Source organism: Paenibacillus sp. OAS669 (assembly GCF_014873645.1).
Lineage (GTDB): Bacteria > Bacillota > Bacilli > Paenibacillales > NBRC-103111 > Paenibacillus_S > Paenibacillus_S vulneris.
The window spans coordinates 235280-250627 of record NZ_JADBDR010000004.1; the positions used below are offsets into that span (position 1 = coordinate 235280).

The window sequence follows — 15348 nt, forward strand, 5'->3', positions numbered from 1 at the left end:
CTGTTCTTCCCCCTTATAACGTGATCGCCATGTAGCCCAATCCCTTCTTGGTGACGATGGCATCTTCAAGCTGAAGGGTAGCCAGCTTTTGACGTAAACGGGTTATATTCGCGGTCAAAGTATTATCATTGACGAATTGCTCATCCTCCCATAGCTTCCGCATGAGCTCATGACGCTGAACAATTTCGTTCTTTGCCTTTAAGAGAACAGCCAGAATGAAAAATTCATTCTTCGTCAATTCGACCTCCTTACCCTCCCTGCGGATCACACACCGCCTCATATCGATAACCGCACCGTTCCATTCAACTAGATCGGACACTTCTTCTCCATAGGCATACGTGCGTCGGAGGATCGCCTGGATCTTGGCAAGCAGCACGTCCATGTGGAATGGCTTCTGAATGTAGTCATCCGCTCCCATATTCATGGCCATAACCATATCCATCGGGTGATCTCGTGATGACAAGAAGAGAATAGGAACCTTCGATACGGCGCGGATTTCCCGGCACCAATGAAATCCGTCATACAACGGAAGCTGAATATCCAATATGACGAGATGCGGCTGTTCTTTCAGAAATTCGCCAAGGACATCGTCAAATTGTTGGGGTCCTGTGACACGCAGCGACCATTTCTCTAAGCGATCCTTAAGCGAATCTAATATGGAGGAATCGTCCTCAACAATGAAAATCCTCATATCCATTCAGATCCCCCTCTTCCAGGCGAATGTTAAAAATGCTAGATGGCTTTGCCGGCTTCTTCCCGCCTCTATGGTTCCCAATGCAGTATAGCCATTCAACCCGATTTTGAACTTATCGTTGTAAACTATTGTTAAATAAAATATTGTACCGGGTCAAGCCCTGGCTTCGAACCCCCTCTTTTCTTCCCCGCCATGAAGCAAGGCCCCCTGTCATTCCTGCAGCCGTTGCTTATCGTTTATTATGCTGCAGCTCTATCTCAAACGCAAAAAAAGCCGCACAGAAGGCGGCTTGAAATAAGTTAAGCTTATTGTATTTGATCTTAGCCCAAGGCTCTTGACCTGTTTAGGGCTTCACCGTCCATTGGTCGGTACTGCTTGGAGTATAACGGGTACGGCCGAGTTCCCTGCGGCGTCGACAGCTGTAATCGTAATATCGTTCATCCCCGGGCGAAGCTCCACCGGCGCAGAGGTAAAGCCCAGATTGTCGCCTACCTGCGCACGAACACCATTCACCTGAACGTCAGCCCTCTCGTTTATCGTACCGGTTAGTATCCAAGGCTTTGTCCCGATATTATAGTGATTGCCCGTTTTTTTGCCAACAGGCTGCAGCGAAATCACTGGTGCAATTGCATCTTCTACTCTCTTCATATCACCGATATTCAGAGACTGGCCATCAGCGGTTTTGGAGCTGCTGCCAATGACTTTGACGTAAACGCGGTTTTCGAAATAACCAACCGAATTAGCTATTTTGAGCAGGTTTAGAGGCCAGCTGCCTCCCCAGCTGTACCCATTGCGCCGCTCGGCTTCGATTTCCAATATATTATGTTTGATAACGCCGTCACGCCCTGAGAAGATAGGCAGGTTCGTTCCTATTTCATAGAATCGGTACCAGGAAGTACTGGCCGGATCTGGTACGAAATACACATTGTTTTTATCTCCCGAAACATATTTGATACCGCTAAGCTTATTTGCGTCAAACCAGGCTAAAGCGCTTTCGATAGACTTTTTCACTTCCGGCGTTTGATTAGGCAGCGCCATCAAATACTTGACTATCTCGACAGATTCAGACCCGGAGATGGATGGATGCTCGTAGGCGCGGGCCTCACGCGGCTCATAAGTCACTGGGTCATGCTGAGCACACCATGCTGTGAGAATACCATTCACCTCAATTTGCGATTTGAGAATGTAATCCAATCCGCGATCCAGACTTTCCTGCAGCTTCGTTGTGGTGTCATCGGATACAATGTCGGTATTAAACGGGTACTCCCTCTTCTTGGCCATCGTAAGAACGTTCATGACACGCATCATCGCATTATCGTTAAAGGTGACATAATCGGAATAATTCCCCCGCGCCGGATATACCTGCGGCCATCCTCCATTCGGATACTGCATCGTCAGCAGAAACTTCAGCCCTCTATCCACCGCTTCCTTGTAGCGGACGTCTCCGGTCTGCTTGTACATAACGGAGAGGAATAAAATTTCATTCGTAGTGGCATTATTGTCGATAGTGCCGATATCCTTGCCGTCCTTGGTCCGCCAATCCGATTTGCCTTCCTGGCCGTCCCAGGCACGCCCGTATTTATCACTGATACTGTATTTATACCAGCCGCCTTCCGCTGTCTGCCATGTCAACAGGTTGTCCGCCTGACGAATATCTTTTTCCGCATCCCCTGTATAATATGCCGCTTTTTGAAAAGGAACACTCTTCGGGTTCTCTTTCGCCGGCCGGGTTATGGTAGCATCCGGGTTCATGGCTTCCTTGGTCTCAAGCACGACTGTCGTTCGGCCTTCCGAATCCGTGGCTTCCGAGGCGTTCATGATTGTAAACGCTTTCGAAAAATTCGGATTTAGAGAATACCAGTCTCCCATAGCTCCCTGAAGTTCAAGATCGGCTGCGTTAAAGCTGCTCAGCTTGCCGCTTAGTGTCACTTTCACCTTTGTCGGGGCGATCGCTTCGGCCTTGACGATCTTCGGCGCTTCGGCAGCTAATGCAGCGGATCCGGTGCCTGCCGGTTGAAACGAAAGCATCAGCATTCCCAATGAACACATCGTTGTAAGCAAGACTCGTTTCGATTTGGATATCGATACCATCACTTTGATCCTCCTAATTCATGAGATTGGTAATGCGATAGAGAGATCGAAAAGCGGTTCGCTTTCCGATCCCTTTTGATAGACCGCCTATTCATTGTATAGGATAATGAGATGAAATTCTTGTCAAAAAATTGTTCATTCCTCCCGATTCTTTAACATTTTTGTCTAGATGGTCTTATTCACGGTAGCCTGTATAGACTTCATATATGTCAACAAGTGTTATATAAATAAATCCCAAAACTTCCCGCCGCCGTAATGATCGTTCATCCGTTATAATTACCTTTGAAGTGCTTACATAAGTCTTCTAGAAGACTGTTGAACATGGTTTAACGATGTCAGGAATCTGCTAACAATACAACATGAAAAGGTGTGATACCCCGTGCAATACCAGGTTATACATCTGCAAACCCGCGAACTAAAGACTCTTACGGCTTCCGATATACTAGACATGGATTATGATTCCGAGGGCCGAGTCCTGATTACTGCCACCGATCAAAAAATATATTTATTGCTTGCAAATAGAGACCTTGTCGAAGAGATTTAATTTACTTTTTCGGAAAAAAGCCCTTTATCCCAACAAGGAGATAAGGGCATTATTTTTACACATCCATCTTCCGATCAATCCGTCCATCAAGTATTGTGTTCAGAAAAGCGAGCTCGGCAGCTGTCATAGTTTTGTCTACAATTTTTTGCATCCAGCTCCAATTGAGCTGCCCATCGTTATAGGCCTTACCTAAAACCTCATAGAGCATGTCCCACTGCCATTGTTCCAATTTCATCGGCATATTGTCCTCATCCTCCTCTAACCTGTCGTACCGGTCCAAACCATAGCTCTTGATGATTTGAATCAACTTCTCCGCGTATCCGGGATCTGTTGCATATCCTGCAATCTGCAAGCTTCGGGCAGCCCCGGCATAATCCAAGGCCGCGCAGCAAATGAAGAACCCGGCCTCTGCATATCGGGGATTCTCGATCAGGAAATTGCTATGGTCGGTCACACTTCCTTCCCAATCCGTATAGCTTCTGAATCCGGCGATAGTATCTATAAATGTTCCGTTCACATACTCCTTGGTGCTTAACTCCTGCCCCGTTCCTTTGATGCCAAATAAATTATTGCCGGGAGCTGAAGATCCCCAAGCACTCTCTAAGGCCCCTTGGGCTAATGTGATAGAAGCCAGGACACCGGTTCGGCGTTGTTCTGAAACAGCAATCGGTGCCAGCAGGTTTATGAACTCTTGTGCTTTCACATCCATCATCCTTCATTTTTCATAGTGTATTCATTTTTGGATTTGCCCGAACCTTGTGTGTGTCCTGTTGTATTTTACGTTGTTTTGGAAATAATAGTAACAAAACGCATGGAGATAATAACCGAATGATTGAAAAAGGGAAAATTTCAGCTGGTCAGCTGGGGATATTGACTTTATTACTCGTAGGGGCAACCGGCATTCTTACCGTACCTTCTATCACTGCGAAGCATGCGGAACGTGATATGTGGATGTCCCCTATCTGGAGCTCTATCAGCGGTTTTTTAACCATCTACATAGCGTTTCAGCTAGAAAAGCTTTATCCTAACAAGAGCATCATTGAGTATAGCGAAGCCATCCTGGGCCGGTGGTTAGGAAAGATTTCAGGACTTTTTGTTTTGTTCTTTTTACTGCATGGTTGCGGAGGTGTTGTAAGGGAATATGGGGAGTTTATTATAGGCGCCTTCCTTCAACGAACTCCTCTTACTGTTGTCATATGGAGCTTGGTAATCACCTGCAGCTTTGGAGTGCGGGGCGGCCTCGAAGTTTTGGCCAGATGCTCGCAGGTATTTTTTCCCATATGTGTTGTTATATTCTTGGTCGTAATAGTCTCGCTAATTCCTGATCTCAAACCCTATCATATATTGCCGATTCTGGAATTTGGGTTGACCCCTTCTCTGGAAGGTTCAATAATACCTCACTCCTGGTTCGTCCAATTTTTTTTAATCTCCTTCCTGCTGCCCTTTCTGAGAAAAGGAAACGGCAAAGGATTGCTGTGGGGTAACGTTACTGTAACTGCATTGATGTTGATTTTCGTCGTAACGAACCTCACATGTCTGTTCCTTTTTGATGATAAATTAACAAGCCGCCTCACCTATCCCGTTTATACAGCGATTCGCTTCAGCAATCCTGCAGGCTTCCTTAGCCACCTTGAATCATTGGTGATGATGTTCTGGATCATGGCCGGATTTGTACAAACCTCCGTCTGGTACTACTCCCTTGTGCTCGGCTGCGCCCAATGGCTGGGACTTAGCGATTATCGTCCGATTGTGTTTCCCATGGGAATGCTAATTGCCATGAATGCTGTCTGGGTTGCACCTAACTTGAGTACATTGATAACACTTATTTCAACAACAGAGATCTTTTTTAAATACACTGTCTTGTTAGCCCTCCCCATTATTTTATTATCTATTGCTTTACTGCGAAAAAGGTGGCTTCATTAAGGCCGTCTAATTTCAGTCGTGAACATCTACCTAACAGGCTTCGAATCTCTGGAGCCCTATTGGGCAAGGTTAAAAATTTCTCCGTGTTGCCTATCTACTTCCTCTGCGACATTCCACATTCCCACTATCATCATAATCCGTCACTATCTTGTGCAAAATAAATTAAAGCTTGACGATGAGACATTTTAATACTATAGTAAGCCCATCGGAATTAACTTAACTGACTCGTCAGTTAAGAAGAAAGGAGTTTATTATTCTGGCCTCATCCTTGAATGAAGAACAGCAGCGGGAGCAGATATTAATGAGAGCCGCTATGGAATTATTCGCCCGCAAGGGATACCATAATACGAAGATTTCCGACATTGTAAAGGCTTCGGGAGTATCCCAGGGAACATTCTATTGGTACTTCGAGAGTAAAGAGCAGGTGGCGATCCGGCTGATCGAGGACGGCACAACGAAGCTCACGAAGGTGATCGAACAGGGCTACCGTAAGCACGCAGGATCGGTGGACGATATGATTCATTCCTCTGCAAGGCTGCTGACGGACTTATTCGAATTCGGTCATGAGAATAGAGCTTTAATGGCGTTTTTACTTATCAAGGGTCAAGGAGCCGATCCATCTGTGCGGGAAGCGGTATCGCAAACCTGGGTCGCCTTCGAGGAAGCGTTCAAGAAAAATGTGAACCGGGCTATTGAGCTGGAAATGATTCCGCGGTTCACCGATGTTACGCTTCGCGTCAACATTCTTGTTTCCTTGATCACTGGAGTTTTGACCAAGTGGTTATTCGGACCTATGCAGGACGTGGATTATCATTCCCCGTATTCCCCATCGCAAATTGCCGAGGAAACAGCTAGGTTCGAATTCAGGGGATTACTTGGCTAACCATAAAAAAATACTTAGGAGTGCATCAAAATGAAATTTCAGGTTAAACCATTATTAAAAACCGTTTCACTTGTTGCTATCGTCGGTCTGGCACTGGTCGGCTGCGGAAAAACGGCGGACAAGCAGCCTGCTTCAAGTCCGGCCCCGGGCAACAACAATGCTGCTGTGGCGCCTGCCGGCAACCAGCTTGAGCAAATCAAGAAAAACGGCAAAATCAAAGTGGGCTTGATGGGGACTTACGCTCCTTACAACTTCTTGAACGATAAAAAAGAAGTGGACGGCTATGACGCCGATATCGCGAAAAATATTGCGCAAAAGCTGGGCGTTCAAGCTGAATTCATCACCGGGGAATTTTCCGGTCTGATCGAAGGGCTGCAAAGAGACAAATATGATGTATTGATCAGCCAGGTTACCATCACGGATGATCGTAAAAAAACGATGGATTTCTCGATTCCTTACATTAAGAACTCGGTGAATGTCGTCGTTAAGGGCGATAATAATACGATCAAAGCGATCGAAGACTTTAAAGGCAAAAAGATCGGTGTAGGTCTTGGTACGAATGACGAGAAGTATTTGCGCGATACGGTGATGCCGAAGGTCGGTAACTTTGAGATCGCAACCTATAACGATGTTATTACTTCCCTCACAGATTTGAATACGGGCAGAATTGACGCAACGATCAATAACATGTTTGCCTTAAAGCCGATTATCGATAAAAACAAGCTGAACATAAAAGCAGTCGGTGAGCCGATCAAGGAAGACTTCGCCGGTGTGGCTATGCGTAAAAACAATCCGGAGCTGCTTGACGCGGTCAACAAAGCTCTGAACGATATGAAGAACGACGGAACTCTCAAACAAATTCATCAAAAATGGTTTGGTGTAGATCCTAGCTTTTAAGTCATTTGCCTTGGGAGGCCGTAATCCATGGAACTTGTTATAGAAAACATAGGCTATCTTCTCAAAGGCGCATATTATACCCTTTTAATCACGGCCGTCTCGATGTTCTTCGGTTTTTTCATTGCACTGCTTGTCGCTGTTGCGCGTCTAAAGGGAAATTGGCTGATTAGCAATATAGCGAGAGCTTATGTATCTCTTATTCGCGGGACACCGATTATTGTGCAGATCTTTATCATCTACTTTGGTTTACCCGATTACGGGATTACCCTTGGGCCGCTTACAGCGGCCTATGTTTCACTTAGCATCAATATCGGCGCCTATTTATCCGAAACATTCAGAGGGGCTATCCTGTCCGTACCCAAGGGACAAACGGAAGCCGCATTATCGTTAGGTCTGTCCCCATGGCAGACGATGCGCAAAATCATTCTCCCACAGGCTGCGAGGGTGGCCATACCTCCTATGGGGAATACGTTCATTGGCATGCTGAAGGAAACTTCGCTTGTATCCATAGTGACAGTTACCGAGCTTCTGCGCTCGGCTCAGCTGCTTATAGCCCAATACTATGTCGCTATGCCTTTTTACATTGCCATCGCCCTCATGTATTGGATTATGAGCATGTTCTTCTCCAATATTCTGGACCGGATCGAGAAAAAATTATCCAAGGCTTATTAAGGGTGTGAGTGAGCTTGATAGAAGTTGCAAATCTTAGTAAACGTTTCGATAGCTTGACTGTACTGAAGGATATTCATTTAAACGTAAAATCCAAGGAAATTGTCGTGCTCCTGGGTCCAAGCGGTTCCGGCAAAAGCACCCTGCTCCGCTGCTTGAACGGGCTGGAGGAAGCCAATTCCGGAACGATTCAGGTCGGCAGCGTCCTGCTGGATGCCTCCATGAACAGCTCGGAGAAGAAGAATGCTATCCGCGAGATCCGCGGCTTAACGGGGATGGTGTTTCAGTCCTTCAACCTCTTCCCCCACCTTACCGTATTGGAAAATGTAATAACCGCGCCCATGACGGTGAAAAATATGCCTAAGCCGCAGGCCGTAGAGCTGGCCGAATCGCTGCTCGGTAAGGTAGGCTTGGCAGAGAAGAAGCACGAATACCCTTCCCGGCTGTCTGGCGGCCAGCAGCAGCGGGTGGCGATCGCCCGCGCTTTGGCGATGCAGCCGGAGATTATGCTGTTTGATGAACCGACCTCGGCGCTGGACCCGGAGCTGACCGGTGAGGTGCTGCTGGTGATGAGGCAGCTTGCCCAAGAAGGAATGACCATGATTGTCGTCACGCATGAGATGAAATTCGCTCAAGAGGTGGCCAATCGGGTTATTTTTATGAGTGAGGGAGTCATTCAGGAGGAAGGGACTCCTGAATCCTTTTTTGCCCATCCCCAAACGGAACGCGCACGCAAATTTTTGCGGCAGATGGCGCTGGAATCGGAAGATGAGTAACGGAGAAAGGTTAGCCTAATCCGAAGGAGTTGAAACTGTGGTTACCATAGATCCTAACCATACAAGAATCATCACAGAACGGGCCCGCTCCTATATGGAAGAAGAGGGAATCGACGCTATTGTTGCCTCGAGCCCTGAGAACTTTTATTATGTATCCGGCCACCAAAGTGCTTTTATGTATACGCTTCGCATGTCGGATGTGGCATTGGCAGTTTGGTTTCGGGAACCCAGTCGCAAAACGGTCCTGATTATGAACGATTTTGAAGCCGCCGGAGTTGCACGCGATTCTCAATTGGAAATTTGGACGTATCCCACCTGGGTGGATGTAGATGACCCTCTTGGCCTTAATGGAGGAAAATTCGAAGGCAAGCGGCCTGTCTCACCGCAAGTAGACGAAATGTTTAAAGTGCTGCAGCAGGTTCTGGAAAACTATGGGATATCTAAAGGGAAAATCGCCTTCGAGCTAAATGCGATGAGATATCCTTCCGTTGCCGCTCTCCGCCAAGCCTGCCCCGGTATCGCAGAACTGGTAGAAGCCGGGCCGACATTTACAAAATTACGGACGATCAAAACCCCTTGGGAAATCGAACAGCTTCGCAAGGCTTGCGGTTATGCCGAGGAGGGCATCGTTGCCGCTATTAACGAATTCAAGCTGGGTATGTCCTCCGCCGATCTCGTTGCTGCCTTCCGTAGAGGCATCATGAACTTCCCGGATGGCTCGAACGCCCGCTTTCATATGGTATCCGTTGGAGAAAGATTTGCCCCGGTACAGGTATTTGATACAACTCCAAGCAAACCCGGTGATCTGATCAAATTGGATGTCGGCGTGGAAGTCGCCGGTTATGGCTCGGATATCGCCCGTACCTTTGTACTCGGACCTCCGTCAGATGTAATGAAACGCATCTATGGAGCATTAAAACGCGGCCACGACCATCTCCTGCAAATGATCGAGCCGGGCTTGCCGATGCAGACGGCGTTCCACGAGGCCATGGAGCTGATCCGGTCCTACGGCCTGGACAATTACAACCGGGGGCATCTCGGCCACAGTGCCGGACTCAGTCTCGCCGCTGAGGAAGGCCCCTTTCTGGGTCCTTCTGAAACTACCGTGTTTCAGCCCGGGATGGTGATTTGTCTGGAAACGCCTTATTACGGCCACGGTCTTGGCTCCATCATGATTGAGGATATGGTGCTTGTGACAGACAAGGGCTGCGAACGATTGAACAGCTTAAGCAGAGAGCTCGTTTCGTTATAGGCTATGCAAGAATCGGCTTCCTTCAAGGCACAGAGCGCCTGTGGAAGCCGTTTTTTTTTCTATAGTGCGGGGCATTAGGTTTGATGGAACTTTTTAATGAAATTTTTTTGATCCTTGGTAAATACATAGCCGCGTCGTTCATATATTCTATGGGCTTGTACTCTGCTTGGATGAGATAACAGCTTAATCCCGGAAAATCCGTTCTTCTCTGCCCACTGTTCAAGCTGCTCTATCAGCATGCTGCCAATCCCCTGTTTCCTATACTCTTCTTTCACCACAAAGCCCAAGACATTGACCAAGGATTCCGAGAAAAGCAATTCATAGGGACTTCCATGAATGTATCCTATCACCTGGTTATTTTCCTCGTAAACCAAAACGACATCTTTGGTTTTCTCCATAATAATGTGGATTTTTTCTTTTACTTTGTCTTCGGAAAACGCTCTCAAGTTGGGGTTAAAATCCTGATTCAGCAAGTAAATATCACGATAATCGGCTGCTCTAATTTCTCTAATCTTATTTTCTTTCATTCCGCATGCCTCCTCTATGATCTCGTTCACCTAATCCAATGGTAGATGTCTTTTCCAATTTTTGCAAGATGTTTGACCTGCTTGTTTTGATAAAAAAACTCTGAACCCTTCTCCTATTGTAAAACATGATTTTCAACCAAAAAATTGTTATTGTGGAACATTTATCCGTTATTCTCCTTGTTTTATGATGAGTTTAGCTTCATTGGAAAGGAGGAAACCAACCTTTGTATTCGCTTACAGCAAACAATAATTTCATCTAAACACAAAAAGGAGAATGGTAATGAGAACAACGATTCACACTAGTCATTTGAGAACATCAAGCTTACTAATCGCAGGGATGGTGCCGTTATTATTTGCTATATGGCTGGTCTTCTCTCCAAAGGCGCATGCCGCAACGATAAATGTAAGCAATGATTCCCAGCTTGCATCGGCCTTAACGGCCGCAAATCCGGGGGATATTATCGTTTTGGCTGATGGAAGCTATTCAGGCCTCACGATTACTACAGAAGGAACGGCTGCCTCTCCTATTGAAATCAAGGCGGCCAATCAAGGGAAAGCGGTGTTCAACTCCGGTGTTATCCACCTTCAGGGGGCCAATTATACGACGCTAAACGGCATCAAAGTAACAACAAGCGGCGGTACCAAAACGGTTGACGGCAAAAACCGCAACGTCGGGGTCTTAATCGAAGGAAGTAACAACCGGATTACCCGCTCCACGTTCCAGCTCAATGTTACAGGGACAACCGAATGGGTATTAATAGCCGGCAATAGCAGCAATAATCGCGTAGATTACAGTGATTTTGGCCCTGCAGCCGTAGGCGGACACTACATCATGGCGGTCGGATACCAGACTATAGCCGGCGTAACGAATCCAACGGACCGTACCAACTGGGCGAATTACCAATCTCCCTATAATCCCAATATGCCCCGATATACGCAAATCGATCATAATTACTTTCACGACAACAGCAACGGTCTGGAAACCATCTGCCTGGGCTGCGCCGGAATGGCCGGAGATTATCAGGATACTTACATGACCGTCGAGTACAATCTCTTTGAAAACTGCGACGGTGACGCTGAAATTGTGACCATCAAGTCCTCCAATAATACAGTTCGCTTCAATACGATCAAGACCTCCTCCGGAATGCTCTCCTCCCGTGCGGGCAACAAAAACTCGATTTACGGCAATTTTATGCTTCAGGGCGGCAAGTCCGGAGCCGGCGGCATCAAAATATATGAAAAAGACCATAAGGTCTACAACAACTATATCGACGGAGCCTCCGAGTATCCAATCCTGATCGGCGGCGGTGATGCATATACGGACTCAGGCTTTGCCCATGCTCAAGTATTCCGCGCCATGGTAGTGAACAATACCATAGTTAACGCCAACAATCGACCGGTCATTGTCGGACATGGAAGCAATCTGCCGCCTGTGGACAGCGTGTTCGCCAACAATATCATCAAAGGCTCCGCATCCTCCCTGCTCAATAAGCGGCTTGCATCCAATACAGTATTTTCGAAAAACATAGCTCAAGGAACTCTCGGAACAACAGCACCGCAAAGCGAATTTTGGATGACGGACCCGTTGTTTACAACGGTAAACGGACTGCAGAAGCTTTCTGCGAGCAGCCCCGCGATTCAATACGCCAATACGAGCTATACTTCTTTTTTAACCCATGATATGGACGGTCAAACAAGATCCTCTCTTATCGATACAGGCGCTGATCAATATACGACCTCGGCTATCGTCATCCAGCCATTAACCGCTTCCGATGTGGGTCCTTCTGCAAGCGTAGGAGTGAATCTGGCAGCTGGAAAATCCGCTCTCGCTTCCTCGGAGTGGAGCAGTACGTATTCCGCAGGCAAGGCGGTTGACGGGACGACAAGCACGCGCTGGGCATCCGCTAAAGGGTTGATCGCAGGAGAGTGGCTGCGGGTCGATCTGGGCGCCAGCCAGCCCTACAGCAAGATCATTATTAGCGAAACCACGCATGCAGGAATCGCTTCTTTCAAGCTGCAGTCATCGAATGACGGGAACAGCTTTACAGATATAATAAGCGGCACGACTATCGGTTCATCCAAGACGATCACCTTCAACCCGGTCACGGCCAGATACATCCGGCTGCTCATCCTATCGGGAACCGGCGAAGCCAATGTCAATGAGTTTGAGGTTTACACCAAATAACCGCATCTATTCGATGCAGTTAATCCTCTAAAATAATCCCGGTTACTTTGTGGAGAGCATAGACAGTTAAAAAAGACGGGGAAGGATTCATCTTTTCCCGTCTTTTTCTGTTTTCCCAAGCACAATATGCTTTCATTGGCTGGGCAATTTTTGATCTGCGTTCTATTGGGTTTCATAAGCAGCCCGAATGTCGAATTTCAGCTCTGGGAATTGTTCGCCCCATTCTTGAATCCTAGCTTCGATGATTTCTTTGTCAAACCGGCCTGCAAACAGCTCCGGATCGGGCAAGAATGTAACGGTTATACCGGTCTCGTTCGTTCTCCCCACCGTCATGAGCCCGGATTGCGGAATGCCGTGACGGTATTCCTGACGGTTAATTTCCCCGTCTCTTCGGATTTCCACGCTTAGCGTGCGTGATAATGCATTGACAACCGCTATGCTGATTCCTTTCTCCGCACCAGAGGCGACAAACGATAGCTTGGGATCGCTGAACATGTCCAGCTTGGTCATCATGGATTGGACCGCCGGCTGTCCGGTTTGCGGAAGCAGCCGGATGGGAATCCCCCGTCCGTTATCCGCAACGGTGACTCTTCCGTCATCATGTAAGTAAATGCCTACCTCGGAGCAATAACCCGCCTGATGCTCCTGGATTGAATTACTGAGGACGGCCCATAGAAGCTGATGAAGGTCATAGCCTTCCATTGAAGAACGGCCCAAATAATTATGCGCTTCATTTCGCGCTTCCGTCATTTCGATATAATCGCCGGTATCTATTAATTCCGAAACGGCTGATAACAGAAGGAGAATCGGCATCCGGCGGTGAGCCGGAATCGTATAACGCCCGCCGCGCTCCTCCTGCTTCAACAAATCAGCGCCGGTCAAAGCTTTCAAATGGTGGTACAGCTGTCCCGTTGTTCCCATGTTCAGCCGTTCGACCAGCTCCGCACCGGTCAAGGGCTCGTTCCATACTTCAAGCAGCAGGTCCAGTCTTTGCTTGTGTCCGAGCGCAGACAATATCTTGGCTGCCTTGCCTGACTGAAGTCCGAACAGCTCTTCGGCTTTTTTTTCCTGGGGCTCGCATCGCACGATCTGTTCTCCACTACGATAGAATCCGGAGTAATAAATGGAGCAGGATGAAGCGCTGTCGGCCCCTTCTATTACGGGTAACTTTTCCTCAAAGCCGTTCATCTTCCTAAGCAAGCTTTTAAGCTCGGACATCTGCTGCTTCAATTCATCCAATTCAGCGTCATAGTCTCTATTCACGAGATGATGCTCCTTTTAGTAATACATGAATTAACGAACTCAATGTATATTACGGTTTTATCGATTTACGTATTATAATATCTCAAGCGCCATTGGATGTAAATGGATATAACTTTTCCTTGGTACAAATGAATTCGCTTGATTCTCCACCGTATGTTCCTCCTGCTATGGAGGATCCGGATCTTAATGGATTATTTCACCATGTAGGTCTTCGCAAGCTTTAGCAAATCTTCTTTCGAAAGGTCACCTGTAATTTCCAATGAAATGACTTTTCGATCCGCCGTTTTGTACTTTATAACTAGCAAGTTCTCATACTCATTTGCCGTAAACATGGCTAGTGTATCATTGTCAGCTTCAACATTCTCCCATGGTGCATCCTGATAGGTTATGGACATCGTCAGCTCTCCATCCTTCAAAGCTTTCGTCATATCGCCGTCCAACTGTTGTCTTACGACAATATCCTGTTGCTCCCATTGGTATAGATCATAAAATCCGCCCAGCCACCATTCATCTGCTGACTTGACACGATAGTTATTATCTAATGGAACCACTCCAAATGATTGGACAAGAGTGAACGGACTCGCTTGCGGTCTTAACAGGGAGTAGGCCCATTGGTTCTCTGCCTCTTCCGTGGATACTGTCTTCCAGATTGCTGTCGATCGGGATAAAGCCGCTTCGAGCTTGTACCTATAGGAGACTGCATTCTTCTCAGTATGTGAAGCCTCATGCCCCCCATTGTGAAGGATATTGATTTGTACTCCGTTCCAGGAAGCGTGAAATATAGTGGCAGCGCTGACGGAAGCGGCGGCAGCAAACAACAAAACGCAGGCAACCCACATTGGCATTACTTTAAGCCGATTGCGCTTTTGCAGACCTTGAGCTTTATGAAAGGCATACACTTGCTGCATGACTCTATCGGTGAGATCGGCCTCAGGCCATGCTGTCTCTCTCATTCTGCGAATCAGATGGTTAACATTCGAATCGTTGTTCATATCCCGTATCCTCCCATTGCTCTCTGTTTCTTTTCAATTTTTTCTTTAGGCGCTCGAATCTCTTACGTACCGTAGCTGAACTGATTCCCAGCAGCTCTGAAATTTCTTGAAACGACCGATCTTCAATGACCCGCAGAGCCAAAATCTCCTTTTCTGCCGCGTTTAAACCCTCGAGCCACTGCAAGTCCATATCGCCCCGGTCGGAAACTATTTGCTCAGCGCTCTTCTCGTTACGAGCAATTCCAAATAGCGGCATGAGGAGCTTCCATTTCTTTTTTCTTTGGATCAGGGTTCTGCAATGATTCCCGGCAATCTTATACAGCCATGCCAGGAACAAGTCATCATTGGCGTGACGATAGCTCGCCAAATTCCTGTATGCTTTGAAGAAAACCTCTTGCGCAGCGTCCTCCGCCTCCTGCCGATTTCCAAGCATAAAGTAACAGTATGCCGCTATATTCCTCTGATACCTCCGAACGACCCACTCGAACGCATCCGGATGACCTTGAAGAACCTGGTCGATGTGTTTCTTAATCTCCATGGTTACAGACCTCCTTTCCATCGGGTTCATTTAGTGAAGTCTTCTCTATGTATAACTAACTAAGCGCGAGGAATGTGACCTTGTAGTGTCAAAAAGAGAAAACCCTCTCCCGGC

The 15348-nt window shown here is 47.2% G+C and carries 14 protein-coding genes; 7 read left to right on the forward strand and 7 right to left on the reverse strand.

The annotated features are described in order from the left end of the window. Nucleotides 1–13: 13 nt before the first annotated feature. The 3 genes from GGC63_RS11525 to GGC63_RS11535 all read right to left on the reverse strand — a co-directional run bounded on the left by GGC63_RS11525 (nt 14) and on the right by GGC63_RS11535 (nt 4032). The gene (locus GGC63_RS11525; protein ID WP_192702450.1) at nt 14–697 is read right to left on the reverse strand and encodes a response regulator transcription factor; all 684 of its coding nucleotides are present in this window, start codon (nt 695–697) and stop codon (nt 14–16) included. A 348-nt stretch (nt 698–1045) separates the two neighbouring features. After that, nucleotides 1046–2785 (reverse strand): pectate lyase, encoded by a 1740-nt coding sequence (pelA, locus tag GGC63_RS11530; protein ID WP_192702451.1) that lies wholly within the window; start codon nt 2783–2785, stop codon nt 1046–1048. 599 nt (nt 2786–3384) lie between these two features. Then, entirely contained in the window at nt 3385–4032 is a 648-nt protein-coding gene (locus GGC63_RS11535; protein WP_192702452.1) for a glycoside hydrolase family 73 protein, read from the reverse strand. 125 nt (nt 4033–4157) lie between these two features. Here GGC63_RS11535 and GGC63_RS11540 point away from each other — a divergent pair, with 125 nt between their 5' ends. The 6 genes from GGC63_RS11540 to GGC63_RS11565 all read left to right on the forward strand — a co-directional run bounded on the left by GGC63_RS11540 (nt 4158) and on the right by GGC63_RS11565 (nt 9729). Next, complete coding sequence (locus GGC63_RS11540) at nt 4158–5252, forward strand: GerAB/ArcD/ProY family transporter (RefSeq protein WP_192702453.1); 1095 nt, start codon at nt 4158–4160, stop codon at nt 5250–5252. Between the two features lie 301 nt (nt 5253–5553). Further along, a complete protein-coding gene (locus GGC63_RS11545) occupies nt 5554–6135 on the forward strand; it encodes a TetR/AcrR family transcriptional regulator (protein WP_079911689.1) in 582 nt (193 codons plus the stop codon). 30 nt (nt 6136–6165) lie between these two features. Continuing rightward, nucleotides 6166–7032 carry a transporter substrate-binding domain-containing protein gene (locus GGC63_RS11550; RefSeq protein WP_192702454.1) on the forward strand — a complete coding sequence of 289 codons (867 nt, stop codon included), beginning with the start codon at nt 6166–6168 and terminating at the stop codon, nt 7030–7032. 27 nt (nt 7033–7059) lie between these two features. Next, complete coding sequence (locus GGC63_RS11555; protein WP_079911691.1) at nt 7060–7704, forward strand: amino acid ABC transporter permease; 645 nt, start codon at nt 7060–7062, stop codon at nt 7702–7704. A 14-nt stretch (nt 7705–7718) separates the two neighbouring features. Continuing rightward, a complete protein-coding gene (locus GGC63_RS11560) occupies nt 7719–8477 on the forward strand; it encodes an amino acid ABC transporter ATP-binding protein (RefSeq protein ID WP_192702455.1) in 759 nt (252 codons plus the stop codon). A gap of 37 nt (nt 8478–8514) precedes the next feature. Continuing rightward, on the forward strand, nt 8515–9729 hold the full coding sequence (locus tag GGC63_RS11565) for a M24 family metallopeptidase (RefSeq protein ID WP_192702456.1): 1215 nt from the start codon (nt 8515–8517) through the stop codon (nt 9727–9729). Nucleotides 9730–9803: 74 nt separating this feature from the next. Here GGC63_RS11565 and GGC63_RS11570 read toward each other — a convergent pair whose 3' ends face one another. Then, nucleotides 9804–10256 carry a GNAT family N-acetyltransferase gene (locus tag GGC63_RS11570; RefSeq protein WP_192702457.1) on the reverse strand — a complete coding sequence of 151 codons (453 nt, stop codon included), beginning with the start codon at nt 10254–10256 and terminating at the stop codon, nt 9804–9806. A 280-nt stretch (nt 10257–10536) separates the two neighbouring features. Here GGC63_RS11570 and GGC63_RS11575 point away from each other — a divergent pair, with 280 nt between their 5' ends. After that, nucleotides 10537–12441, forward strand: a complete 1905-nt coding sequence (locus GGC63_RS11575) for a chondroitinase-B domain-containing protein (protein ID WP_192702458.1) — start codon at nt 10537–10539, stop codon at nt 12439–12441. A 162-nt stretch (nt 12442–12603) separates the two neighbouring features. On the opposite strand, the gene GGC63_RS11580 is transcribed toward GGC63_RS11575, so the two are convergent. From GGC63_RS11580 to GGC63_RS11590, 3 genes are all read right to left on the reverse strand, one after another. Then, complete coding sequence (locus tag GGC63_RS11580) at nt 12604–13704, reverse strand: ATP-binding protein (protein WP_192702459.1); 1101 nt, start codon at nt 13702–13704, stop codon at nt 12604–12606. A gap of 191 nt (nt 13705–13895) precedes the next feature. Continuing rightward, nucleotides 13896–14696 carry a hypothetical protein gene (locus GGC63_RS11585; RefSeq protein ID WP_192702460.1) on the reverse strand — a complete coding sequence of 267 codons (801 nt, stop codon included), beginning with the start codon at nt 14694–14696 and terminating at the stop codon, nt 13896–13898. Further along, nucleotides 14674–15234, reverse strand: coding sequence for an RNA polymerase sigma factor (locus GGC63_RS11590; protein WP_192702461.1), 561 nt, complete (start codon nt 15232–15234; stop codon nt 14674–14676). Before GGC63_RS11590 ends, GGC63_RS11585 begins: the two co-directional genes overlap by 23 nt. Between the last annotated feature and the right edge of the window lie 114 nt (nt 15235–15348).